The sequence below is a fragment of the Actibacterium sp. EMB200-NS6 genome (assembly GCF_001305615.1).
GTDB lineage: Bacteria > Pseudomonadota > Alphaproteobacteria > Rhodobacterales > Rhodobacteraceae > Actibacterium_A > Actibacterium_A naphthalenivorans.
In genome coordinates this window covers 464489-486043 of sequence record NZ_CP010869.1, presented here as the reverse complement: position 1 = coordinate 486043, position 21555 = coordinate 464489, and the positions used below count along the sequence as shown (strand labels likewise).

Annotated in this window: 21 protein-coding genes and 1 tRNA gene; 12 read left to right on the top strand and 10 right to left on the bottom strand. The window is 65.2% G+C overall.

Going from position 1 to position 21555, the window contains the following annotated elements:
* Positions 1-27: 27 nt before the first annotated feature.
* Together TQ29_RS02435 and TQ29_RS02430 are read right to left on the bottom strand one after the other, a co-directional pair.
* Complete coding sequence (locus tag TQ29_RS02435; RefSeq protein WP_054537871.1) at positions 28-879, bottom strand: CoA ester lyase; 852 nt, start codon at positions 877-879, stop codon at positions 28-30.
* Between the two features lie 118 nt (positions 880-997).
* The gene (locus TQ29_RS02430) at positions 998-1753 is read right to left on the bottom strand and encodes a sulfite exporter TauE/SafE family protein (protein WP_054540290.1); all 756 of its coding nucleotides are present in this window, start codon (positions 1751-1753) and stop codon (positions 998-1000) included.
* Between the two features lie 155 nt (positions 1754-1908).
* On the opposite strand from TQ29_RS02430, the gene mdh reads away from it, so the two are divergent.
* The 8 genes from mdh to lpdA all read left to right on the top strand — a co-directional run bounded on the left by mdh (position 1909) and on the right by lpdA (position 12330).
* A complete protein-coding gene (gene mdh, locus TQ29_RS02425; protein ID WP_054537870.1) occupies positions 1909-2871 on the top strand; it encodes a malate dehydrogenase in 963 nt (320 codons plus the stop codon).
* Positions 2872-3173: 302 nt separating this feature from the next.
* A complete protein-coding gene (sucC, locus tag TQ29_RS02420; RefSeq protein ID WP_054537869.1) occupies positions 3174-4367 on the top strand; it encodes an ADP-forming succinate--CoA ligase subunit beta in 1194 nt (397 codons plus the stop codon).
* Between the two features lie 4 nt (positions 4368-4371).
* Entirely contained in the window at positions 4372-4908 is a 537-nt protein-coding gene (locus tag TQ29_RS02415; protein ID WP_054537868.1) for a hypothetical protein, read from the top strand.
* Positions 4909-4925: 17 nt separating this feature from the next.
* Positions 4926-5807, top strand: coding sequence for a succinate--CoA ligase subunit alpha (sucD, locus tag TQ29_RS02410; RefSeq protein WP_037209641.1), 882 nt, complete (start codon positions 4926-4928; stop codon positions 5805-5807).
* A 66-nt stretch (positions 5808-5873) separates the two neighbouring features.
* A complete protein-coding gene (locus TQ29_RS02405; protein ID WP_054537867.1) occupies positions 5874-8834 on the top strand; it encodes a 2-oxoglutarate dehydrogenase E1 component in 2961 nt (986 codons plus the stop codon).
* 6 nt (positions 8835-8840) lie between these two features.
* The gene (odhB, locus tag TQ29_RS02400; protein ID WP_054537866.1) at positions 8841-10358 is read left to right on the top strand and encodes a 2-oxoglutarate dehydrogenase complex dihydrolipoyllysine-residue succinyltransferase; all 1518 of its coding nucleotides are present in this window, start codon (positions 8841-8843) and stop codon (positions 10356-10358) included.
* Between the two features lie 50 nt (positions 10359-10408).
* Positions 10409-10798, top strand: coding sequence for an MAPEG family protein (locus TQ29_RS02395; RefSeq protein ID WP_054537865.1), 390 nt, complete (start codon positions 10409-10411; stop codon positions 10796-10798).
* Between the two features lie 143 nt (positions 10799-10941).
* Entirely contained in the window at positions 10942-12330 is a 1389-nt protein-coding gene (gene lpdA, locus TQ29_RS02390; RefSeq protein WP_054537864.1) for a dihydrolipoyl dehydrogenase, read from the top strand.
* A gap of 78 nt (positions 12331-12408) precedes the next feature.
* On the opposite strand, the gene TQ29_RS02385 is transcribed toward lpdA, so the two are convergent.
* Together TQ29_RS02385 and TQ29_RS02380 are read right to left on the bottom strand one after the other, a co-directional pair.
* Positions 12409-13059, bottom strand: coding sequence for a GntR family transcriptional regulator (locus TQ29_RS02385; protein WP_037211174.1), 651 nt, complete (start codon positions 13057-13059; stop codon positions 12409-12411).
* A gap of 31 nt (positions 13060-13090) precedes the next feature.
* Positions 13091-13798 carry a M48 family metallopeptidase gene (locus TQ29_RS02380; protein WP_054537863.1) on the bottom strand — a complete coding sequence of 236 codons (708 nt, stop codon included), beginning with the start codon at positions 13796-13798 and terminating at the stop codon, positions 13091-13093.
* A 148-nt stretch (positions 13799-13946) separates the two neighbouring features.
* Here TQ29_RS02380 and TQ29_RS02375 point away from each other — a divergent pair, with 148 nt between their 5' ends.
* Both TQ29_RS02375 and TQ29_RS02370 read left to right on the top strand, forming a co-directional pair.
* Positions 13947-14279 carry a TIGR02300 family protein gene (locus TQ29_RS02375; protein WP_054537862.1) on the top strand — a complete coding sequence of 111 codons (333 nt, stop codon included), beginning with the start codon at positions 13947-13949 and terminating at the stop codon, positions 14277-14279.
* 89 nt (positions 14280-14368) lie between these two features.
* Positions 14369-14444 (top strand) — tRNA-Ala (locus TQ29_RS02370).
* A 58-nt stretch (positions 14445-14502) separates the two neighbouring features.
* On the opposite strand, the gene TQ29_RS02365 is transcribed toward TQ29_RS02370, so the two are convergent.
* Entirely contained in the window at positions 14503-15321 is an 819-nt protein-coding gene (locus TQ29_RS02365) for an ATP-dependent Clp protease proteolytic subunit (protein WP_054537861.1), read from the bottom strand.
* 205 nt (positions 15322-15526) lie between these two features.
* Here TQ29_RS02365 and TQ29_RS02360 point away from each other — a divergent pair, with 205 nt between their 5' ends.
* Positions 15527-15826 carry a hypothetical protein gene (locus TQ29_RS02360; RefSeq protein ID WP_037211183.1) on the top strand — a complete coding sequence of 100 codons (300 nt, stop codon included), beginning with the start codon at positions 15527-15529 and terminating at the stop codon, positions 15824-15826.
* On the opposite strand, the gene TQ29_RS02355 is transcribed toward TQ29_RS02360, so the two are convergent.
* The 5 genes from TQ29_RS02355 to meaB all read right to left on the bottom strand — a co-directional run bounded on the left by TQ29_RS02355 (position 15823) and on the right by meaB (position 18838).
* Entirely contained in the window at positions 15823-16290 is a 468-nt protein-coding gene (locus TQ29_RS02355) for a low molecular weight protein-tyrosine-phosphatase (RefSeq protein ID WP_054537860.1), read from the bottom strand. The genes TQ29_RS02360 and TQ29_RS02355 overlap by 4 nt on opposite strands.
* A 163-nt stretch (positions 16291-16453) precedes the next feature.
* Positions 16454-16939: a copper chaperone PCu(A)C gene (locus tag TQ29_RS02350; RefSeq protein WP_054537859.1), complete on the bottom strand. Its 486-nt coding sequence runs from the start codon at positions 16937-16939 to the stop codon at positions 16454-16456.
* Positions 16940-16985: 46 nt separating this feature from the next.
* The gene (locus TQ29_RS02345) at positions 16986-17333 is read right to left on the bottom strand and encodes a hypothetical protein (RefSeq protein ID WP_037211191.1); all 348 of its coding nucleotides are present in this window, start codon (positions 17331-17333) and stop codon (positions 16986-16988) included.
* A gap of 102 nt (positions 17334-17435) precedes the next feature.
* Positions 17436-17723, bottom strand: a complete 288-nt coding sequence (rpmB, locus tag TQ29_RS02340; RefSeq protein WP_037211194.1) for a 50S ribosomal protein L28 — start codon at positions 17721-17723, stop codon at positions 17436-17438.
* A gap of 137 nt (positions 17724-17860) precedes the next feature.
* A complete protein-coding gene (gene meaB / locus TQ29_RS02335; RefSeq protein WP_054537857.1) occupies positions 17861-18838 on the bottom strand; it encodes a methylmalonyl Co-A mutase-associated GTPase MeaB in 978 nt (325 codons plus the stop codon).
* A gap of 231 nt (positions 18839-19069) precedes the next feature.
* On the opposite strand from meaB, the gene hrpB reads away from it, so the two are divergent.
* Positions 19070-21526, top strand: a complete 2457-nt coding sequence (gene hrpB, locus TQ29_RS02330) for an ATP-dependent helicase HrpB (protein WP_054540289.1) — start codon at positions 19070-19072, stop codon at positions 21524-21526.
* Positions 21527-21555: the final 29 nt, after the last annotated feature.

Below are 21555 nucleotides of genomic sequence, written 5' to 3'. Positions count from 1 at the left end.
ATGTGAAATGCATTCACATCATAGCGCTTATCCAAGCCCGGCAATAGCCTCTGCCTTGGCCAGGGTTTCCCTTGCCGTCACGATATGCAGATTTTCCACGATCCGGCCATCCACAACCGCCACGCCCTGCCCTGCGGCCTCGGCCGCCTCGAAGGCGGCGATCTGACGGCGGGCCAGATCAATCTCTTCTTCGGTCGGGGCGAAGGCGGCGTTGGCGATGGCCACCTGCGCCGGATGGATCAGCGTCTTGCCATCGAAGCCCATGTCGCGGCCCTGATCACATTCGGCCTTCAGCCCCTCTTCGTCCTTGAACGCATTATAAACCCCGTCCACCGCCACGATCCCGTGCATCCGCGCCGCCATCAGGCAAAGCTGCAGCGCGGTCAGCATCGGCAGCCGGTCGGCCCGAAACCGGCATTTCAGCTCTTTCGCCAGATCATTGGTGCCCATCACGAAACCCGCCATGCGCGGATGCGCGGCGATCTCTTCGGCATGCAGCATCCCGGCCGAGGTCTCCATCATCGCCCAGAGCGGCACATCGGGGACAAGTTCGGCCACCGCCTGAACATCCGCCGCCGATCCCACCTTCGGGATCAGGATCGCATCCGCCCCACAGCCCGCGACCGCCGCGATATCCGCCCGGCCCCAATCGGTATCGAGCCCGTTGATCCGCACGATCTTTGCGCGCGCCCCATAGCCGCCCGCCTTCAGCGTTTCGGCCAGCAAGGTTCGGGCATTCGCCTTTTCCTCAACCGCGACCGCGTCTTCCAGATCAAAGATGATCGCATCCACCGCCAGGCCGCGCGCCTTGTCCAGCGCCCGTTCCTTGGACCCGGGGATATATAGGACAGACCGGTAAGGCCGTGCGTTCTGATCCATGATTCTTCTCTCCCGCAATTTTGTTGCGCAAACCATCACATCTGCGCAGCAACAGGCAACCCTTGATTTGCCGCGGCGCAGAATTGCCCCTGATGAAGCGATGCGCGCCGGGGCTGATTTATGTCAACGCGTCCCAGATCAGCTTGCTGCCAGTCAGGGTCAGCAGGGTATAGGTAATACCGAAAAACACCCGCTCCGGCACCATGCGATGCGCCTTTACCCCGAGCCACGCGCCGATCAGCATGAATGGCGCCAGATACAGATCCGCCTTCACCGTATCGGCGCTGAAAATTCCCAGAAAGGAATAGGGAACGAATTTCAGGGCATTGACCACCCAGAACACCAGAACAGTAGTGGCCTGAAACGCGGTCTTTCCCAGCCCCTCGGCCAGAAGATACACCGCCACCGGCGGCCCGCCCGCATGGCTGACAAAGCTGGTGAACCCGGCCGCCACCCCCGCCGCCGCGCCGACCTGCGGCGAAAACGGCTGCGCCCGGAACCGGAACAGCCTGAACCGCATCGCCAGCTGAAACGCCACGAACAGCACCGCCATGACGCCGATCAGCAGGCGGAAAACATCGGGATCGGCAGCCCGGTAAAGCAGCGCCCCCAGCACCACGCCGGGCACCGCCCCCAGGATCAGCCGCTTCGCGCAGGGCCAGTGCCACTGCTGCCAGAACGGCCCCAGCATGGCCAGGTCGGCCAGCATCAGCAGTGGCAGCATCATCCCCAGCGCCAGCGCCGGCGGCAGGATCAGCGCCAGAATCGGCGTTGCGGCAAATGCCGCTCCCCCTCCGAACCCGCCCTTGGAAACACCCGCGAACATCACCGCCGGTATGGCCAGGGCGAAAAAAGAGGTATCCATGCTCAACATCCGCGCCACCCCGAAAACCTGCACATTTTCCAGCCATACCCTAACGTTAGCGCCAGCAAAAGCGCCGATGCAGCGCCGCCGCGCCGCAGCAGGCTTGCACGACGCGTTGCGAATGGCTAGGCATCGGCCAATTCAAACAGACAGGGAATAACCTCATGTCCAGACCCAAGATCGCTCTCATCGGCGCGGGACAAATCGGCGGCACGCTCGCCCACCTGGCCGCGATCAAGGAACTTGGCGACGTCGTCCTGTTCGACATTGCCGATGGCACCCCCCAGGGCAAGGCGCTTGATATCGCTGAATCCGGCCCCTCCGAAGGGTTCGACGCGTCGCTGAAAGGCACTACCGACTATGCCGATATCGCGGGCGCCGACGTCTGCATCGTCACCGCCGGCGTGCCCCGCAAGCCGGGCATGAGCCGCGATGACCTGCTGGGCATCAACCTGAAGGTCATGAAATCGGTCGGCGAAGGTATCGCCACCCATGCCCCCGACGCCTTCGTGATCTGCATCACCAATCCGCTGGACGCGATGGTCTGGGCCCTGCGCGAATTCTCCGGCCTGCCCCATGCCAAGGTCGTCGGCATGGCCGGTGTGCTCGACAGCGCCCGCTTCCGCCATTTCCTCAGCGTCGAATTCGGCGTCTCGATGAAAGACGTCACCGCCTTCGTGCTTGGCGGCCACGGCGATACCATGGTGCCGCTTGCGCGCTACTCCACCGTTGCCGGCATTCCGCTGCCCGATCTGGTCGAGATGGGCTGGACCACCCAGGACAAGCTGGATGCGATCGTACAGCGCACCCGCGACGGCGGCGCCGAGATTGTCGGCCTGCTGAAAACCGGCTCTGCTTTCTATGCGCCCGCCACCTCGGCGATCGAAATGGCAGAGGCCTATCTGAAAGACCAGAAGCGCCTGCTGCCCTGCGCCGCCTACTGCGATGGCGAATTCGGCCTGAAGGGCATGTATGTGGGCGTGCCCACCATCATCGGCGCGGCCGGCATCGAAAAGGTCGTGGACATCAAGCTCAACAAGGACGAGCAGGTGATGTTCGACAAGTCGGTCGACGCGGTGAAGGGCCTCGTCGCGGCCTGCAAGGGCATCGACAGCACCCTGGCCTGAGCCTCGGCCCTACAGACATGTGAAGGGCCGGGTTGCCACACCCGGCCCTTTGCCGTTCCAGAAGAGGCAAGGGCCCGCGAACATGCTGCGGCGCGGCGTGCAAACGGCGCCTGGCGCCCGAATCGAAACATCAAAATTTCTGTTAGCGATAGCCGCTTGCCATTTGTGATCACAGCTTTCCAAAGTGTGATCACAAAAGCTGAAAACCCGGAATAATTCAACGAAACCGCGCGAAAACCGTTTCTCCGCCCCGCCGGACTGTGCCATTACATCAGAGAATTGCACTAGAACGGGACAGTTTCATGAACATTCATGAATACCAGGCGAAGGCTCTTCTTCGTGACTATGGCGCACCGGTCTCTGACGGCCGTGTCGTCCTTACCCCGCATGACGCCAAGACGGCGGCGGGCGAGCTTGACGGTCCGCTTTGGGTCGTCAAGGCGCAGATCCACGCCGGCGGCCGCGGCAAGGGCGCGTTTAAAGAGGCCGCCGCCGGTGAAAAAGGCGGCGTGCGTCTGGCCAAGTCGGTCGAGGAAGCCGCCGAGGAAGCCCGCAAGATGCTGGGCCACACCCTGGTGACCCACCAGACCGGCCCGGCCGGCAAGCAGGTCAACCGCATCTATATCGAAGACGGCTCGGGCATCGAGACCGAGCTTTACCTTGCGCTTCTGGTCGATCGTCAGACCAGCCGCATCTCGTTCGTCTGCTCCACCGAAGGCGGGATGGACATCGAAGAGGTCGCCGAGTCCACGCCCGAGAAGATCCTGTCCTTCTCCGTCGATCCGGCCACCGGCTATCAGCCGTTCCATGGCCGCCGTATCGCCTTTTCGCTGGGCCTGACCGGCAAGCAGGTCAAGCAATGCGTCGCGCTCATGGGCAACCTCTATCGCGCCTTCACCGAGAAGGACATGGAGATGCTGGAGATCAACCCGCTGATCGTGACCGACAGCGGCGATCTGAAATGCCTCGACGCCAAGGTCGGCTTCGACGGCAACGCGCTCTACCGCCAGCCCGACATCCTCGAGCTGCGCGACGAAACCGAGGAAGACTCCAAGGAACTGGCCGCGTCCAAGTTCGATCTGAACTATATCGCGCTGGACGGTGAAATCGGCTGCATGGTCAACGGCGCCGGCCTGGCCATGGCGACGATGGACATCATCAAGCTGTTCGGGGCCGAGCCTGCCAACTTCCTCGACGTGGGCGGTGGCGCCACCAAGGAAAAGGTGACCGAAGCGTTCAAGATCATCACCTCCGATCCCAACGTGAAAGGCATCCTCGTCAACATCTTCGGTGGCATCATGCGCTGCGACGTCATCGCCGAGGGCGTGATCGCCGCGGTGAAAGAGGTCGGCCTGCAGGTTCCGCTGGTGGTACGGCTCGAAGGCACCAACGTCGAGATGGGCAAGGAGATCATCAACGGATCCGGCCTGGCCGTCATCGCCGCCGACAACCTCAGCGATGCCGCCGAGAAAATCGTTAAAGCGGTGAAGGGGTAAGGCGATGCGCGGGTTCGGCCTTTTTCTTGGCATGGTTTTCGCGGCGGCGCCCGTCGCGGCCCAAAGCCATAAAGAGGCCGCCCGCGCCAATGTCGCCATTGCAGTCGAGCTGTGCGGTGCGTCCTATCCGGGTTCAGAGGCTTGGCTTGGGGCCTTCAGGGCCGCCGGGTTTGCCGAGCGTGTGGAAAACCTGGGCAATGGTGATCTCAACTACCATTTCACCGCCCCGGCCGACACCGCATCGGCTGTGATCTATCTGGGACAGATGGCCCCCGATTGCACGGTAACAACCCACTATATGGGCGTTACCGAAACCTCGCAGATGATTGGTGCGATGCTTGCGCAGCGTTCACCCGGAAAATACCTGCGCAGCGGTCTGCCCGGCAGCACCGCAGCGCCGGCAGACCAGTCCCCCGTCTGCGCGGTATTCACCGAACGTGGCGTAGAACTGCCGGAATTCATCGCCATTTCCTCTGCACGGGGCGGCAATATCTGCATCGAAGACGGCACCAGCCGCATCTACATCGCAACACTAGTTTAAAGTTCAAAGGACCAATCATGGCAGTCCTCGTAGACGAAAATACCAAAGTTATCTGTCAGGGCTTCACCGGCTCTCAGGGCACGTTCCACTCCGAACAGGCGATCGCCTATGGCACCAAGATGGTCGGTGGCGTGACCCCCGGCAAAGGCGGGCAGACCCATCTGGGCCTGCCGGTCTTCAACTCCTGCCACGAAGCGGTCGCCGTTTCCGGCGCCAATGCCTCTGTGATCTATGTGCCGCCGCCCTTCGCGGCGGATTCGATCCTCGAGGCGATCGACGCAGAGATCCCGCTGATCATCTGCATCACCGAAGGCATCCCGGTGCTGGACATGATGAAGGTCAAGCGCGCGCTGGAAGGGTCTTCGTCGATCCTGATCGGCCCGAACTGCCCCGGCGTCATCACCCCCGACGCCTGCAAGATCGGCATCATGCCCGGCCACATCCACAAGCGTGGCTCTGTCGGCGTCGTGTCGCGCTCGGGCACGCTGACCTATGAGGCGGTCAAACAGACCTCCGACTCCGGTCTGGGCCAGTCCACCGCCGTGGGCATCGGCGGCGACCCGATCAAGGGGACAGAGCATATCGACGTGCTGGAAATGTTCCTGGCCGATCCGGAAACCCAGTCTATCATCATGATCGGTGAAATCGGCGGGTCCGCGGAAGAAGAAGCCGCGCAATTCCTGGCCGATGAAAAGAAAAAGGGCCGCTGGAAACCGACTGCGGGCTTCATCGCCGGGCGCACCGCGCCTCCGGGCCGCCGGATGGGCCATGCCGGTGCCATCGTCGCCGGTGGCAAGGGTGCCGCCGAAGACAAGATCGAAGCGATGAAATCCGCCGGTATCGTCGTCGCCGACAGCCCGGCGGGCCTTGGCGAAGCCGTGCTCAAGGCTATCGGCTGATCCATCCTCAAACCAATTGCCGCGCCCCGGCGAACGGGGCGCGGCGCCAATTCATCAGGTGTCGCCATGACCGAGCAAAGCCCCAACGACGTTTTCCATTCCTCGTCCTTCCTGCAGGGGCATAACGCGGAATATATCGAACAGCTCTACGCCCGCTATGCCAACGATCCCAACGCGGTCGATGAGGCGTGGCAGCAGTTCTTCCGCGCGCTCGGCGACGAAGAGATGGACGTCAAGAAAGAGGCCGCCGGCCCCTCGTGGGCGCGCACCGACTGGCCGCCGCAACCCGACGACGATCTGACCGCCGCCCTTGACGGCCAGTGGCCCGCCCCCCCGGCCGAGGCGAAGGACGCCGGCAAGAAGATCAAGGCCAAGGCCGCCGAAAAGGGCGTTGCGCTGTCTGACGAGCAGGTCAAGCGCGCGGTGCTGGATTCGATCCGCGCCCTGATGATCATCCGCGCCTACCGTATCCGTGGCCATCTCGTGGCCGATCTCGATCCGCTCGGCATGCAGGACAAGACCCCGCACCCCGAGCTGGACCCGAAATCCTACGGCTTCACCAGCGCCGACATGGACCGGCCGATCTTCATCGACAACGTGCTGGGCCTGCAGGTCGCATCGCTGCGCGAGATTCTGGACATCGTCAAACGCACCTATTGCGGCACCTTCGCGCTGCAATACATGCATATCTCCGACCCTGAACAGGCCGGCTGGCTGAAGGAACGGATCGAAGGCTTCGGCAAGGAAATCACCTTCACCCGCGAAGGCCGCCGCGCCATCCTCAACAAGCTGGTCGAGGCCGAGGGTTTCGAAAAATTCCTCCATGTCAAATACATGGGCACCAAGCGCTTCGGGCTGGACGGCGGCGAGAGCCTGATCCCGGCGATGGAGCAGATCATCAAGCGCGGCGGCGCCCTTGGCGCGCGCGAGATCGTCATCGGTATGCCCCACCGGGGCCGCCTGTCGGTGCTGGCCAACGTGATGGCCAAACCCTATCGCGCCATCTTCAACGAATTCCAGGGCGGCAGCTTCAAGCCCGAAGATGTCGATGGCTCGGGCGACGTGAAATATCACCTCGGCGCCTCCAGCGACCGCGAATTCGACAATAACAAGGTGCACCTGTCGCTCACCGCGAACCCCAGCCACCTCGAGGCGGTGAACCCGGTGGTGCTGGGCAAGGCCCGCGCCAAGCAGTTTCAACTGAACGATCCCAAGCGCGAAACGGTGATCCCCGTGCTGCTGCACGGCGACGCAGCCTTTGCCGGCCAGGGCGTCGTGGCTGAATGCTTTGGCATGTCCGGCCTTGTCGGCCACCGCACCGGCGGCACCATCCACATTGTCGTGAACAACCAGATCGGTTTCACCACCGCGCCGCATTACTCGCGCAGCTCGCCCTATCCCACCGACATCGCGCTGATGGTCGAGGCGCCGATTTTCCACGTCAATGGCGACGACCCCGAGGCGGTGGTGCATGCCGCCAAGGTGGCCACCGAGTTCCGCCAGAAATTCCACCGCGATGTGGTCATCGACATCTTCTGCTATCGCCGCTTCGGGCATAACGAAGGCGACGAGCCGATGTTCACCAACCCGCTGATGTACAAGAAGATCAAGAAGCAGAAGACCACGCTTCAGCTCTACACCGATCGCCTGGTCAAGGACGGGCTGATCCCCGAGGGCGAGATCGAGGATATGAAGGCCGCGTTCCAGGCCCATCTGAACGAAGAGTTCGAGGCCGGCAAGGATTACAAGCCCAACAAGGCCGACTGGCTGGATGGCCGCTGGTCGCACCTCAACCGCGAGGGAGAGGAATACCAGCGCGGCGATACCTCGATCACCGAAGAAACGATGCAACAGGTCGGCGCCGCGCTGACCACCTCCCCCACGGGCTTTGCCCTGCACAAGACGGTCGGGCGCCTTCTGGAAACCAAGAAGGAGATGTTCGCCACCGGAAAGGGCTTCGACTGGGCCACCGCCGAGTCGCTGGCCTTCGGCTCGCTCCTGACCGAAGGATACCCCGTGCGCCTCGCCGGCCAGGACAGCACGCGCGGCACCTTCTCTCAGCGCCACTCGGCCTTCATCAGCCAGGACACGGAGGAACGGTATTATCCGCTGAACCATATCCGCGAAGGCCAGGCCCATTACGAAGTCATCGATTCGATGCTTTCGGAATATGCGGTGCTCGGCTTCGAATACGGCTATTCGCTGTCCGAACCCAACGCGCTGGTGATGTGGGAAGCGCAGTTCGGCGATTTCGCCAACGGCGCCCAGATCATGTTCGATCAGTTCATCAGCTCGGGCGAACGCAAATGGCTGCGCATGTCGGGGCTTGTGATGCTGCTGCCCCACGGCTTCGAGGGCCAGGGCCCTGAACACAGTTCGGCGCGGCTGGAGCGGTTCCTGCAGAACTCGGCCGAAGACAACTGGATCGTCGCCAACTGCTCGACCCCGGCGAACTATTTCCACATCCTGCGCCGCCAGCTGCACCGCACCTTCCGCAAGCCGTTGGTGCTGATGACGCCGAAATCGCTGCTGCGCCACAAGCTGGCCGTGTCCGATGCGGCCGATTTCACCACCGGCTCGTCTTTCCACCGCGTGCTGTGGGACGACGCCGAGAAGGGCGCCGCCGGCATCACCCTCGCCGCCGATGACAAGATCAAGCGCGTGGTGATCTGTTCGGGCAAGGTCTACTATGACCTGCTCGAGGAACGTGATGCTCGCGGCATCGACGACATCTATCTGCTGCGCCTCGAACAGTTCTATCCCTTCCCGGCGATCAGCCTGGTGAAAGAGCTTGAACGCTTCAAACAGGCCGAAGTCGTCTGGTGCCAGGAAGAGCCCAAGAACCAGGGTGGGTGGACCTTCGTAGAACCGAACCTCGAATGGGTTCTGACCCGCATCTCGGCCAAACACGCCCGCCCCCGCTACGTGGGCCGCAACGCCTCTGCCTCGCCCGCCACGGGCCTGGCCAGCCAGCACAAAGCACAGCAAACAGCGCTCGCAAACGAAGCGCTGACCATCGAAGGGTAATCCACTATGTCCACTGAAGTTCGCGTACCCACCCTTGGTGAAAGCGTCACCGAGGCCACCGTCGCCACATGGTTCAAGAAACCCGGCGACAGCGTCGCGGTCGATGAAATGCTGTGTGAACTGGAAACCGACAAGGTCACGGTAGAGGTGCCCTCGCCCGTCGCCGGCACGATGGGAGAGATCGTCGCCGCCGAAGGCGAAACCGTCGGCGTCGACGCGCTGCTGGCCATGATCAGCGAAGGCGCCGCCGCCCCGGCCCCCGCGAAAGCCGCAGCGCCCGCCGCCCCTGCGGAAACCGGCGGCGAAAGCATCGACGTGATGGTGCCGACCCTGGGTGAAAGCGTGACCGAGGCCACCGTCTCCACCTGGTTCAAACAGGTCGGCGATACCGTCGCCCAGGACGAGATGCTGTGCGAGCTGGAAACAGACAAGGTCTCGGTCGAGGTGCCCGCCCCCGCCGCCGGCACGCTCACCTCCATTCTGGCGCAAGAGGGTGACACCGTCGAAGCCGCCGGCAAGCTCGCCGTACTGAGCACCGGCGCGGGCGCCGCCGCGCCCGCCCCCGCCGCGGCCCCCGCCCCCGCCGCGGCCCCCGCCCCCGCCGCGGCCCCGTCATCCGGCAAGGACGTCGAAGATGCGCCCTCGGCCAAAAAGCTGATGGCGGAAAAAGGCGTGTCCGCCGCCCAGGTCAGCGGCACCGGCCGCGATGGCCGGATCATGAAGGAAGACGTGCAAAAGGCGATCGCCGCTGGCACCCAGGCCGCCGCTGCCGCCCCCGCCGCCGCCACCGCCACCCCGCGCGCGCCTGTCGCCGCCGATGATGCGGCACGCGAGGAACGGGTGAAAATGACCCGCCTGCGCCAGACCATCGCCCGGCGCCTGAAAGACAGCCAGAACACCGCCGCCATGCTGACCACCTATAACGAGGTGGACATGAGCGCGACGATGGCCCTGCGCAAGGAATACAAGGATCTGTTCGAGAAGAAGCACGGTGTGCGCCTCGGCTTCATGTCCTTCTTCACCAAGGCCTGCTGCCATGCGCTGAAAGAAGTGCCCGAGGTCAACGCCGAGATCGACGGCACCGATATCGTCTACAAGAACTTCGTTCACATGGGCATTGCCGCAGGCACGCCCACAGGTCTCGTGGTGCCCGTGATCCGCGACGCCGACGCGATGTCCTTTGCCGAAATCGAAAAGGCGATCGCCGAAAAAGGCGCCCGCGCCCGTGACGGCAAACTGTCGATGGCCGAAATGCAGGGCGGCACCTTCACCATTTCCAACGGCGGCGTCTACGGCTCGCTCCTGTCCTCGCCCATCCTGAACCCGCCGCAGTCCGGCATCCTCGGCATGCACAAGATCCAGGACCGTCCGGTCGTGGTCGGCGGCGAGATCGTGATCCGCCCGATGATGTACCTGGCGCTGTCCTATGACCACCGCATCGTCGATGGCAAAGGCGCCGTCACCTTCCTGGTGCGGGTCAAGGAAGCCCTCGAAGATCCGCGCCGTTTGCTGATGGATCTGTGATAGATCGGCCCCCCTGCCACGGCAGGGGTGCACCACCCCCGGAGTCGCCCATGACCCCTGAACTCACCGCCCTCACCCTCGCCGCACTGCTGCAGGTGCTCCAGTTCTTCGCCTATGCGGTGGCCGCCAACGCACAGGTCGGCCCCAAAACCGCCATGGGCCCGCGCGACACCCCCATGCACGTCACCGGGCTGGCTGGCCGGCTCCATCGCGCGCTGAGCAATCATTTCGAAGGGCTGACCCTCTTCACCATCGCGGTCGTGGTCACCACCCTGTCGGATCAGGCCAGCCCCTTCACCGCCACCTGCGGCTGGGTCTATCTCGCCGCGCGCGTGGCCTATGTGCCGGCTTACGCCCTCGGCCTTTCCCCCTGGCGGACGCTGATCTGGGCCTTGGGCTTTGTCGCCACCGTCGCCATGCTGCTTGCAGCGGTGCTGTGATGTTTCTTCTTCGCCGAAATATCCTCGGGGGTGAATTGGTCGAAGACCAAGAGGGGGCAGACAGCCCCCACCCCCCGGCCGAAATTCCTGTGCCCGCGTACCCCGCCCGGCGCAGATGCCAAAATAACCGAAGGAAATGACCCATGGCAGACTATGATGTGATCGTGATCGGCGGCGGCCCCGGCGGCTATGTCTGCGCCATCCGCTGCGCCCAGCTGGGCCTGAAAACCGCCTGTGTCGAAGGCCGCGAAACCCTCGGCGGCACCTGCCTGAACGTGGGCTGCATCCCCTCCAAGGCCCTGCTGCACGCCACCCACAGCCTGCACGAAGCCGAGCATAACTTCGCCACCATGGGCCTGAAGGGCAAATCGCCCTCCGTCGACTGGAAACAGATGCTCTCCTACAAGGATGATGTCATCGGGCAGAACACCAAGGGCATCGAATTCCTGTTCAAGAAGAACAAGGTCGACTGGCTGAAAGGCTGGGGCTCCATCCCCGCCGCCGGCCAGGTCAAGGTCGGCGAAGAACTGCACAACGCGAAAAACATCGTCATCGCCACCGGGTCCGAGGCATCTTCGCTGCCGGGGATCGAGGTCGACGAGAAAATCGTCGTCACCTCCACCGGCGCGCTCGAACTGCCGAAGATCCCGAAATCCATGGTGGTGATCGGCGCCGGTGTGATCGGGCTGGAAATGGGCTCGGTCTATGCCCGGCTGGGCAGCGAGGTCACGGTCGTCGAATACCTCGATCACATCACCCCCGGTATGGATGCCGAGATCAGCCGCAGCCTTCAGAAGCTTCTGAAGAAGCAGGGGCTGAACTTCGTCCTCGGCGCCGCCGTTCAGGGGGTCGAGCCCCTGAAAACCAAGGCGAAGGTAGGCTACAAGCTGCGCAAGGACGACAGCGAGGCCACGCTCGACGCCGACGTGGTGCTGGTCGCCACCGGCCGCAAGCCCTTCACCGACGGGCTGGGGCTTCAGGCGCTTGGCGTCGAGCTTCTGCCGCGCGGCCAGATCAAGACCGATGGCCACTGGGCCACCAACCTGCCCGGCGTCTATGCTATCGGTGACGCCATTGAAGGCCCGATGCTGGCCCACAAGGCCGAGGATGAAGGCATGGCCGTGGCCGAGGTCATCGCCGGGAAATCCGGGCATGTAAATTACGGGGTCATCCCCGGCGTGATCTACACCCACCCCGAGGTCGCCAGCGTCGGCAAGACCGAGGAACAGCTCAAAGAGGAAGGCCGCGCCTACAAGGCCGGGAAATTCTCTTTCATGGGCAATGCCCGCGCCAAGGCGGTGTTCGCCGGCGACGGATTCGTGAAAATCCTGGCCGACAAGGAAACCGACCGCATTCTGGGCGCGCATATCATCGGCCCGGCGGCGGGCGATCTGATCCACGAGATCTGCGTGGCGATGGAATTCGGCGCCTCGGCTCAGGATCTGGCCCTGACCTGCCACGCCCACCCGACCTATTCGGAAGCGGTGCGCGAGGCCGCCCTGGCCTGCGGCGACGGCGCGATCCACGCTTAAGCAAAACCGGGCCGGCGGCGGCGGTTGCCCCGATTGGCCCGGTCCTCTTGCGGCCGCCGGCGATCCCGCCGCGCAAGATCAGGCCGCGAGCAGACGCAACCCCTGCGTGACATCAGTGCGCACCGCCAGACGCAGCCCCGGTTCGTCGCCCGCCTTCAGGGCGGCCACGATCATCCGGTGATGCTGCGGCGGTTCGGTCCGCCCCAACCGGCCATAAAGCGCCCGCATGGTCGGCCCGAGCTGCAGCCAGACCGTCTCGGCCATGGCCAGCATCGCGGGGGCCTGCGCCCGCAGATACAAGGTACGGTGAAACTCCAGATTGGTGCGGATATACCCGACCGCATCGTTCCTGCTGACCACTTCGGCAATGGCGGCATTGATGGTCTGCAACCGGTCGATCAATGCCAGATGCGCACGCGGCAGCGCCCGCGACGCAAGCTCCGGTTCCAGCAGCGCCCGCAGCGCGGCAAGCTCTTCGATCCGCTCGTTCGACAGTTCGGGCGTGGTCATCCGCCCCGAGGATGACATCGTCAGCGCCCCCTCCGCCGCCAGCCGCCGCATCGCTTCGCGCACCGGCGTCATGGACACGCCGAACTGTTTGCCCACCCCGCGTAGCGTCATCGAGGCGCCGGGCGTCAACTCGCCATGCATGATGCGCGTGCGCAGCGTGCGATAAAGGCGGTCATGGGTGGCGCTTCCGGCATCGCCCGGCCGATTCTGTAGCAGCATCCTTCGAGTGTGATCACAAACCGTGACACCGTCAATCGGCAAAGCGAACCCGCTGCAACGTCGATCCGTTGGCACGCAGCCAGCCCCGATGCGCGCGATACGTGGGGCAAAGCTGTTCCACCAGCGCCCAGAACGCCGCCGAATGGTTCATCTCTCGCAGATGCCCCACCTCATGCGCGGCCACGTAATCCAGCACCTCGGGCGGGGCCATGATCAGGCGCCAGGAATACATCAGATCCCCGTTGGACGAGCACGATCCCCAGCGCGACCGCGTGTCGCGCAGGGTCAACCGGCCATAGCCGCAACCCAGGGCGGCCGCGTGCCGATCCGACGCCAGCGCCAGCCGGTCGCGCGCCGCGTGTTTCAGAAAGGCCGCGACCCTTTGGCCCACCCGGGCCGGATCGGCCGGCACCAGCAGCCGCCCGCCCTCTAGCCTGGGGCTGCGGACCGGCGCGGCGGTGATCGCCACCGGCACCCCTTCGAAGGGAACCGTTTCCCCGATTCGCACCACCGCAACGCCGGGATGCGATGTCAGGTGCCCGCGAATCCAGCTCTCCTTGTCGCGCAGAAAGGCCAGCCCTTCGTCCAGCGGGGCGCTTTTGGGCAGGGTCAGCGTCACGCGTCCGTCCAGTTGCGACACACGCAGCGAATAGCGGCGCGCGCGCGCCGACCGGCGCAGCGCGACCTCGATCGGCGGCTCGCCCGGCAATTCGGCGGAGGTGACTTCGGCGCGTTTCATCGCCGCCAGATTAGCAACGCCGCCCGGCCTGTGCAGCCTCAAATGCGCGGCTTTCGCGGATTGTGTTCAAAACGGCTTTGACACCCTGGGGGACTTGTGGCAGTTGGCTGCGACTCTGAACAGACATTATCGATTGAAGGGGACCTCTATGCCCAAGGAAGAATGGGGCGTTAAGCGCGTTTGCACGAACTGCTCGACCCGGTTTTACGACCTTCAGCGGAACCCGATGACCTGTCCGTCCTGCGGACACAGCTTTTCGCTGGAAAGCCTGGCCAGCGGCAAGGGCCGCACGCTTGTCGCCGACAAATCCGATGCCAAGTCCGAACCCGAAGTGGTTGCCGATCTGGATACGGATGACGACGTGCTGGACGATGACGACACCGAGGTCGATCTGGGTGACGATGTTCTGGAAGACGATGAAGACGACAACGTCTCGCTGGACGATATCGCCGATGTCGCAACGGATGACGACGAGACCTGAAGAGCAGAGGGCGGTGGTTTTTTCGCTTGATCTCCACCGCCTGCTTCCATAGATACACGCGGGCAGGCGGCATAGCCTGCCACACGGTCGGGGCCATAGCTCAGTTGGGAGAGCGCTTGCATGGCATGCAAGAGGTCAGGGGTTCGACTCCCCTTGGCTCCACCAAATCACCCCTCATCCTGTCCGCCACATATCGCGCCGGCTGCGCTTCGGTGATCAGCGTTTACAATATCTTCCGCGCCGGGTTCTCGATCGGCAGGTATTCGACACCGGCCCGTTTGACCGGCTGCGGGTAGAGCTTCATCAACTCCAGCACCTCCAGCGGCATTCCGACCGTCACCGGAAGCCCCAGGCTCTGCGCCTCGCTGGCCATCAGCGCATAGTCATGCGTCCAGTAGCCGCCGGCCAGTTTCTCGGCCAATGCCTCGGCCACGGCCAGATCCAGCCGGGGGGTCAGAATCTCGATCGCGCCGCGCTTGACCTGCGCGATGGCCTTTTCGCTGACATCCGCAAGCACCAGCGTCACGTCAGACACCGCCTCGATCGGCTTGGAATCGCGCGCCTTGACGATGCTGGCACCGGGCACACCCACGATCTGCGGGTCGATCGGCCCGAGCATGGAAAACTCTCCCAGCACGATTTCATCCGCCGCCAGCGCGATCAGCGTACCGCCCGACATAGCGTATATCGGCACATGTACCGTTACCTTCGCCGGATGCGCCTCGATCGCGCGGGCGATCTGCAGCGCGGCGATTACCAGCCCGCCGGGCGTGTGCAAGATCAGGTCGATCGGCATGTCCCTGGGGGTTTCCTTGATCGCGGCGATGATGGTCTGGGCATCCTCCAGATCGATATGACGCGCCACGCTCATCCCGAACAGGCTGCGCTTTTCCTGCCGGTGGATCATGGTGATGACGCGCGTGGCACGCTTGCGTTCGATCCGGCGGATCGCCTGCGCCCGGCGTGCGGCGAAAATCTGGCCCGTGACCAGCGGCTGCAGGGCGAAGACGAGAAAGAGAAGAAAGAAGATGCCTGTATCCATGTGCCGTCCGATTCCCTGCTGCCGCGTGCCGTGTGTAGCATATGCGGCGCGCCCGCCGGTCACCGAATTTGCCGCAGCCGCGCAGGCCATCTTGTGAATTGAAAATATCGGCCGAATCCGGCACCATCACCACAGGCAGCAACCTTGCCGGGGCGACATTGACGCCAACGTCAGGCCCCCGTCACGGGATACGAGGCGGTAGCAGATGCAGAAACTTTTCTACGCGGCGCTGATCGCCGCATTCACGGCCCCCGTGGCCCAGGCCGGCGCGATCGAAAGCGCCTGTCTGTCATCGGGGCGCAAGGGCGTGTCGCGCGCCATGTGCGGCTGCATCCAGGATGCCGCCGACCTGACCCTGAATCGCGGCGACCAGAGGCTGGCCGCGACATTCTTCCGCGATCCGCACAAGGCACAGGAAATCCGCCAGTCGGACAACCGCGGGCATGAGGCGTTCTGGCTGCGCTACAAGGCCTTCGGCACGGCGGCCGAGACCTTCTGCCGCTAGCCGGGCACCCGGGTCTTGTGCAACTCGGCCACAAGGCCGTGGCTGGCAGCCTCGATCAGATCAAGCACAAGGTCGAACCCGCCTTCGTAATAGGGATCGGGCACTTCGGCGCGCGGGCTGTTGGCATAGGTCAGAAACAGCTCCACCGGGGTTTCGCTTTCGACCGGGCGCATCCGCTCGAGCGCGGCGACATTGGCGCGGTCCATGGCGAGAATCAGGTCGAACCGGGCGAAATCGCGCGGTGTGACCTGCTGTGCGCGCAGCGGGCTGAGGTCATAGCCCCGCGCCGCCGCTTCGGCCGTGGCGCGGGCATCGGGCGGATCGCCGATATGCCAGCCGCCGGTGCCGGCGCTTTCCACCGCGACGTCCAGCCCCGCCTGCGCGGCAAGCTGGGCGAAGACCCCATGCGCGGTGGGCGAGCGGCAGATGTTTCCCAGGCAGACAAACAGGATGCGTGTGGTCATTTCGTTCTCCTCCTTGCGCGATACTAGCGCAAGGGGGTGGCCGCGACCAAGATCGGCGTTTCGGCCGAGGACGCCGGGGGCTGTCTGCCCCCGGACCCCCGAGGATATTTCGGAAAGATGAAAGGGGCGCGGCGGGCCGGGTTCGGCGCGCCGCGCCGGGGTATCAGTTGGTCATTTTCGTGGTGCCGTGATTCATCTGGCCGTGCATCGGCTTGCGCTGAAGATCGACGGGGATGTCCACGGTGATGTCGCCGGCCTTTTCAAAGCTGAGCGTGACCTGGATCACGTCGCCCTGCTGCAGCGGGCGGGTGAGCCCGAGGAACATCACATGATCACCGCCACGCGCGAGGGCGTGGCTGCCGCCGGCGGGGATGGGAAAGCCTTCTTCGACCTCGACCATCTGCATCACGCCCTGCGCGTCGGAGATATGGGTGTGCAGTTCCACCCGTTCGGCCACGTCGGAAGTGGCACCCACAAGCCGGTCATCGCTGTCGGCCCTGTTTTTCAGCACCATGAAGGCGGCGCCCGATTGCGACAGCATTGTCGAGGCGCGGGCGTAGGGATCTTCGATCATGATGCCGTCTGCGAGGGCAGGCAGGGCGAAAGAGATGGCGGCAAGCGCCGCGAAAGCGGATTTCTTCAGGGACATGACGTCCTCCCGGTATTGGATTGTCTGTTTGCTGGTCTGTCTTGCGTCAGGCCGGCACCGGGGGCCCGCGCGCCATCGCAGACAGACGGGCCCGCCCCGGAAGGGTCAGGGCCGCGGGCAGGGACAGGTATTCGCCATCGGCCAGCCGGCGCAGCGGCAGCACCGGGGGCGAGGTCGTGACCGAGATGAAGGCGGCGACGCCATCGGGGCAGATATGCGGCGGGCCCACCGGGTTGCCATCGGCATCGACGGTGATGGTCTGCAGCCCGAGGCCCGAGCAGATGACCATCTCGCCCGCGGCCGGGGCCTGGCCGCGCGCCGCCGCGAGGGTGAACGAGGTCAGGCTGAGCATTAGCGCCAGCAGCGTGGCAAGGAGGGGGCGCAGCAGGGTCATCGGGCAGGGTATAGAGGTGCGGAACCGGCGGCGGAACGCGCCAAAAGGAAGCGGCCCCGCCGGTTGCCGACGGGGCCGCTGCACATCACAGCCGAAAGACAATCAGGCGGTTGCCTGAGTCTTTTCGACGTCTTTCTTGATTTTCAGAGCTTTCTCGGAAAGCTCGGCATCCTTGGCCTTGGCCAGGAACGCATCGAGGCCGCCGCGGTGATCCACCGTGCGCAGCGCAGATGCCGACACGCGCAGTTTGAACGAACGTCCCAGCGCGTCGGAGATCAGCGTCACGTCATTCAGGTTCGGCAGAAACCGGCGGCGGGTTCTGTTCTTGGCGTGGCTGACATTGTTGCCAGTCATCGGGCCTTTTCCGGTCAGTTCGCAGACGCGCGACATGGGTCTCTTCCTTGTCTCGTATAAACACTTAGGGCGCCGCATGAGCAGCGCCTCGAATTCCGTTCGGGTGCTTTAAGGGCAAAACCGGGGCGGCGTCAAGTGATTCATCTCAGGCTGTGCGCCGGTTCCGGGCGGCATCATCCGTTCAGCGCCGCCAGCATCTGGGTCGCGGCGCCGGAAACGCTGATCTCTCCACGCGCGACGGCGGCGCCGAGCCTGTCCATCTGCGCCCGCGCGTCCGGGTCTTTCTCGAGCCGGGCGAGCAGACCCAGGCGCACCTCTTCGCCGAACCAGTGGCGGGCCTGCTCGGCGCGGCGGGCATCGAAATGACCGTTTTCGCGCCGCCACGCCGCAAGCGCCTGCATTTCGCCCCAGGCGTTTTGCAGCCCCTCCTCCTCCAGCGCCGACACTGTCATTGCCTTGGGAAAGCCTTCGGGATCCTGCGGGCGTTTGCGCAGCAGGCGCAAGGCACCGGCGTAATCGGCGCAGGTGCGCATGGCGGCGGGTTTCAGATCACCATCGGCCTTGTTGACCAGAATGATATCGGCCATCTCCATGATACCGCGCTTGACGCCCTGCAATTCATCCCCGCCGGCCGGGGCCAGCAGCAGGATAAAGAGATCGGCCATTTCGGCGACCATGGTCTCAGACTGGCCCACGCCCACGGTTTCGATCAGCACGATATCGAACCCCGCCGCCTCGCACAGGGCCACCGCATCGCGGGTGCGCCGCGCCACGCCGCCGAGCGCGGTCTGGCTGGGCGAGGGGCGGATGAAGGCGTTCGGCTCGCGCGTCAGCCGCTCCATCCGCGTCTTGTCGCCCAGGATCGAACCGCCGGAGCGGGCGGAACTGGGATCGACCGCCAGCACCGCCACGCGCAGCCCCTGCCCCGTCAGCATCATGCCGAAGCTTTCGATGAAGGTGGATTTGCCGACGCCGGGCGTACCCGACAGCCCGATGCGCAGCGCCTGCCGCCCGCTGCCGGCCAGCCGGTCGAGCAGCGCCACGGCCCGGGCGCGGTGATCGTCGCGGCCGCTTTCGACCAGCGTGATCGCGCGGGCCAGCGCCCGGCGTTCGCCCGCGCGGATGCGGTCTGCAAGTTCGGCGATATCCATTGCGGCCTCCGGCTGATCTGAAGGCCTGTTTGCCCTTGCCGGGCCCGCCCTGTCCAGAGCAGAGGCAGGATTTTCCGGCGATGCCGCCGGTTTACGAGCAGCGGGCGGGCCACGGGCCGCCATGGCTGGGATGGGGTGCGGGCATCGCGCGACTTGCGCATCCGCGGCCTGACCTTCCGCCCTGTTCCGCCGGCACTGGCCCCGCTCCGGCAAATCACCGATAACGGCGGGATGAACCGCTTCGCCCTGCCGATCGACGATGCCCTGCCCGACCTGCTGCGTGCCCTGCGCGATGCGGGCCGCGCGGTGCTGCAGGCGCCCCCCGGCGCGGGCAAGACGACGCGGGTGCCGCTGGCGATGCTGGAGGCGGGGCTGTGCGAAGGCCGCATCCTGATGCTCGAGCCGCGCCGTCTGGCCGCGCGGGCCGCGGCCGAGCGGATGGCCGAAACGCTGGGCGAAACCGTCGGCCAGACCGTGGGCTACCGGATGCGCGGCGAGGCGAAGGTCGGCAAGACGACGCGGATCGAGGTGGTGACCGAGGGTATCCTGACCCGGATGCTGCAATCGGACCCCGCGCTTTCGGGCATCGATGCGGTGGTTTTCGACGAATTCCACGAACGCTCGCTGAACGCTGATCTGGGGCTTGCCCTGACGTGGGAAGTGCGCGACGCGCTGCGCGACGATCTGCTGGTGCTGGTGATGTCGGCCACGCTGGACGCGGCGCCGGTGGCCGCACTGCTGAACGACGCGCCGGTGATCACCTCGCAGGGGCGCAGCTTTCCGGTGGAAACCCGTTGGCTGGAGCGGCCCCTGCCCAAGAGCCAGCGCTATGAGCCTGCCGTCGCCGCGCTGGTGGAACAGGCGGTGGCGGAAACATCCGGCGGCGTTCTGGTCTTCCTGCCCGGCGAGGGCGAGATCCGGCGGGTCGAGGGATTGCTGAAAGGCCACCTGCCCGCGGATTGCGCGATTCGCCCGCTGTTCGGCGCGATGGAGTTCAAGGCCCAGCGGGCGGCGATCGCCCCGGCACAAACCGGGCGCAAGGTGGTGCTGGCCACGTCGATCGCCGAAACCTCGCTGACCATTCAGGACATTCGCGTGGTCGTCGATGGCGGCCGCGCGCGGCGGGCGCGGTTCGATCCGTCGTCGGGCATGTCGCGGCTGGTGACCGAACGGGTCACCCGGGCCGAGGCCGAACAACGCCGGGGCCGCGCCGGCCGGGTGGCCGAAGGCACCTGTTACAGGCTCTGGACCAAAGGCGAAGAAGGCGGGATGCAACCCTTCCCACCCGCCGAGATCGAGGCCGCAGACCTGACGGGGTTGGCGCTGGAGCTGGCGGTGTGGGGCGCGCAGCGGGCCGAGGAACTGGCCTTCCTGACGCCGCCCAACCCCGGCGCGCTGGCCGAGGCACGGGGGCTGCTGACCGCCCTGGGCGCGCTGGATGCACAAGGGCGGATCACCGCGCACGGCCGTGCGCTGGCCGCCCTGCCGCTGCATCCCCGCCTGGGCCATATGCTGCTCATGGCTGGCAGGACGGCCGCACCGCTGGCCGCACTGCTGGCCGAACGCGACCCGCTGCGCGGCGCGCCGGTGGATCTGTCTCTGCGGCTGGAGGCCGTGACCGATCCGCGTGGCTTCGCCGAACGCCGCCCCTTCGCGCCCAACCGCGCCGTGGTCGAGCGCATCCGCGCCGAGACGAAACGGCTGGCCCGCGCCGCGCCCGATGCCCCCGCGATGAGCGTGGCGGAAATGGCGGCACTCGCCTACCCCGACCGGATCGGGCTGCGCCGCAAGGGCGACGCGCCCCGCTTCGTGCTGTCGGGCGGTAAGGGCGCGGTGATCGACCAAGACGATCCGATGGCCGGCGCCCGCCTGATCGTGGCGCTCGATCTGGACGGCGACGCGCGCGAGGCACGGATCCGGCTGGCCGCGCCGCTTGCCGAGGCAGAGCTGCGCGGACTCTACGCCGATCAGATCAGATGGGCAGATGTCTGTGAATGGTCGCGCCGCGAGCGCCGCGTGATGACCCGCCAGCGCGAGATGTTCGGCGCGCTGATCCTGGATGACCGGATCTGGAAGAACGCGTCCGAAGACGCGATCGCCCGCGCCATGCTGGACGGCGTACGCGAACTGGGGCTGCCCTGGTCCGACGCCGCGCGGCGGTTTCAGGCAAGGGTGGAACTGCTGCACGACGCGGGTGCCGACCTGCCTGATTTCTCCGACACCGGGCTGATGGACCGGCTGGAGAGTTGGTTGCTGCCGCATCTGGGCGGCGTCAAAACCGCCGATGCGCTGAAACGGTTCGACGTCACCCCCGCCCTGCGCGCCGCGCTGACCTGGAACCAGCAACAGCTGGTCGACCGCCTGGCGCCCGCCCATTTCGAAACGCCGATGGGGCGGCGAGTGCCGATCGACTATTCCGGCACGGCACCGGAAATTTCGGTGCGGCTGCAAGAGATGTTCGGGGTAACCGTGCACCCGGTGATCGGGCCCAACCACCTGCCACTGCGGATCACGCTGCTGTCGCCCGGACAAAAGCCGGTACAGACCACGATGGACCTGCCGGGGTTCTGGGCAAGCTCCTATGCCGATGTGCGCAAGGACATGCGCGGGCGGTACCCTCGCCATCCGTGGCCCGAAGATCCGACCGTCGCCGCGCCGACGCTGCGGGCGAAACGGCGCGGAGGGTGATCTTCTTCATCTTTCGACAAGTATCCCCG

What these genes read in the sequence shown, in the direction of transcription:
- TQ29_RS02435 (WP_054537871.1), bottom strand. Translation starts at nt 879, where the DNA reads ATGGATCAGAACGCACGGCCTTACCGGTCTGTCCTATATATCCCCGGG.
- TQ29_RS02430 (WP_054540290.1), bottom strand. Translation starts at nt 1,753, where the DNA reads ATGTTGAGCATGGATACCTCTTTTTTCGCCCTGGCCATACCGGCGGTG.
- mdh (WP_054537870.1), top strand. Translation starts at nt 1,909, where the DNA reads ATGTCCAGACCCAAGATCGCTCTCATCGGCGCGGGACAAATCGGCGGC.
- sucC (WP_054537869.1), top strand. Translation starts at nt 3,174, where the DNA reads ATGAACATTCATGAATACCAGGCGAAGGCTCTTCTTCGTGACTATGGC.
- TQ29_RS02415 (WP_054537868.1), top strand. Translation starts at nt 4,372, where the DNA reads ATGCGCGGGTTCGGCCTTTTTCTTGGCATGGTTTTCGCGGCGGCGCCC.
- sucD (WP_037209641.1), top strand. Translation starts at nt 4,926, where the DNA reads ATGGCAGTCCTCGTAGACGAAAATACCAAAGTTATCTGTCAGGGCTTC.
- TQ29_RS02405 (WP_054537867.1), top strand. Translation starts at nt 5,874, where the DNA reads ATGACCGAGCAAAGCCCCAACGACGTTTTCCATTCCTCGTCCTTCCTG.
- odhB (WP_054537866.1), top strand. Translation starts at nt 8,841, where the DNA reads ATGTCCACTGAAGTTCGCGTACCCACCCTTGGTGAAAGCGTCACCGAG.
- TQ29_RS02395 (WP_054537865.1), top strand. Translation starts at nt 10,409, where the DNA reads ATGACCCCTGAACTCACCGCCCTCACCCTCGCCGCACTGCTGCAGGTG.
- lpdA (WP_054537864.1), top strand. Translation starts at nt 10,942, where the DNA reads ATGGCAGACTATGATGTGATCGTGATCGGCGGCGGCCCCGGCGGCTAT.
- TQ29_RS02385 (WP_037211174.1), bottom strand. Translation starts at nt 13,059, where the DNA reads ATGCTGCTACAGAATCGGCCGGGCGATGCCGGAAGCGCCACCCATGAC.
- TQ29_RS02380 (WP_054537863.1), bottom strand. Translation starts at nt 13,798, where the DNA reads ATGAAACGCGCCGAAGTCACCTCCGCCGAATTGCCGGGCGAGCCGCCG.
- TQ29_RS02375 (WP_054537862.1), top strand. Translation starts at nt 13,947, where the DNA reads ATGCCCAAGGAAGAATGGGGCGTTAAGCGCGTTTGCACGAACTGCTCG.
- TQ29_RS02365 (WP_054537861.1), bottom strand. Translation starts at nt 15,321, where the DNA reads ATGGATACAGGCATCTTCTTTCTTCTCTTTCTCGTCTTCGCCCTGCAG.
- TQ29_RS02360 (WP_037211183.1), top strand. Translation starts at nt 15,527, where the DNA reads ATGCAGAAACTTTTCTACGCGGCGCTGATCGCCGCATTCACGGCCCCC.
- TQ29_RS02355 (WP_054537860.1), bottom strand. Translation starts at nt 16,290, where the DNA reads ATGACCACACGCATCCTGTTTGTCTGCCTGGGAAACATCTGCCGCTCG.
- TQ29_RS02350 (WP_054537859.1), bottom strand. Translation starts at nt 16,939, where the DNA reads ATGTCCCTGAAGAAATCCGCTTTCGCGGCGCTTGCCGCCATCTCTTTC.
- TQ29_RS02345 (WP_037211191.1), bottom strand. Translation starts at nt 17,333, where the DNA reads ATGACCCTGCTGCGCCCCCTCCTTGCCACGCTGCTGGCGCTAATGCTC.
- rpmB (WP_037211194.1), bottom strand. Translation starts at nt 17,723, where the DNA reads ATGTCGCGCGTCTGCGAACTGACCGGAAAAGGCCCGATGACTGGCAAC.
- meaB (WP_054537857.1), bottom strand. Translation starts at nt 18,838, where the DNA reads ATGGATATCGCCGAACTTGCAGACCGCATCCGCGCGGGCGAACGCCGG.
- hrpB (WP_054540289.1), top strand. Translation starts at nt 19,070, where the DNA reads ATGAACCGCTTCGCCCTGCCGATCGACGATGCCCTGCCCGACCTGCTG.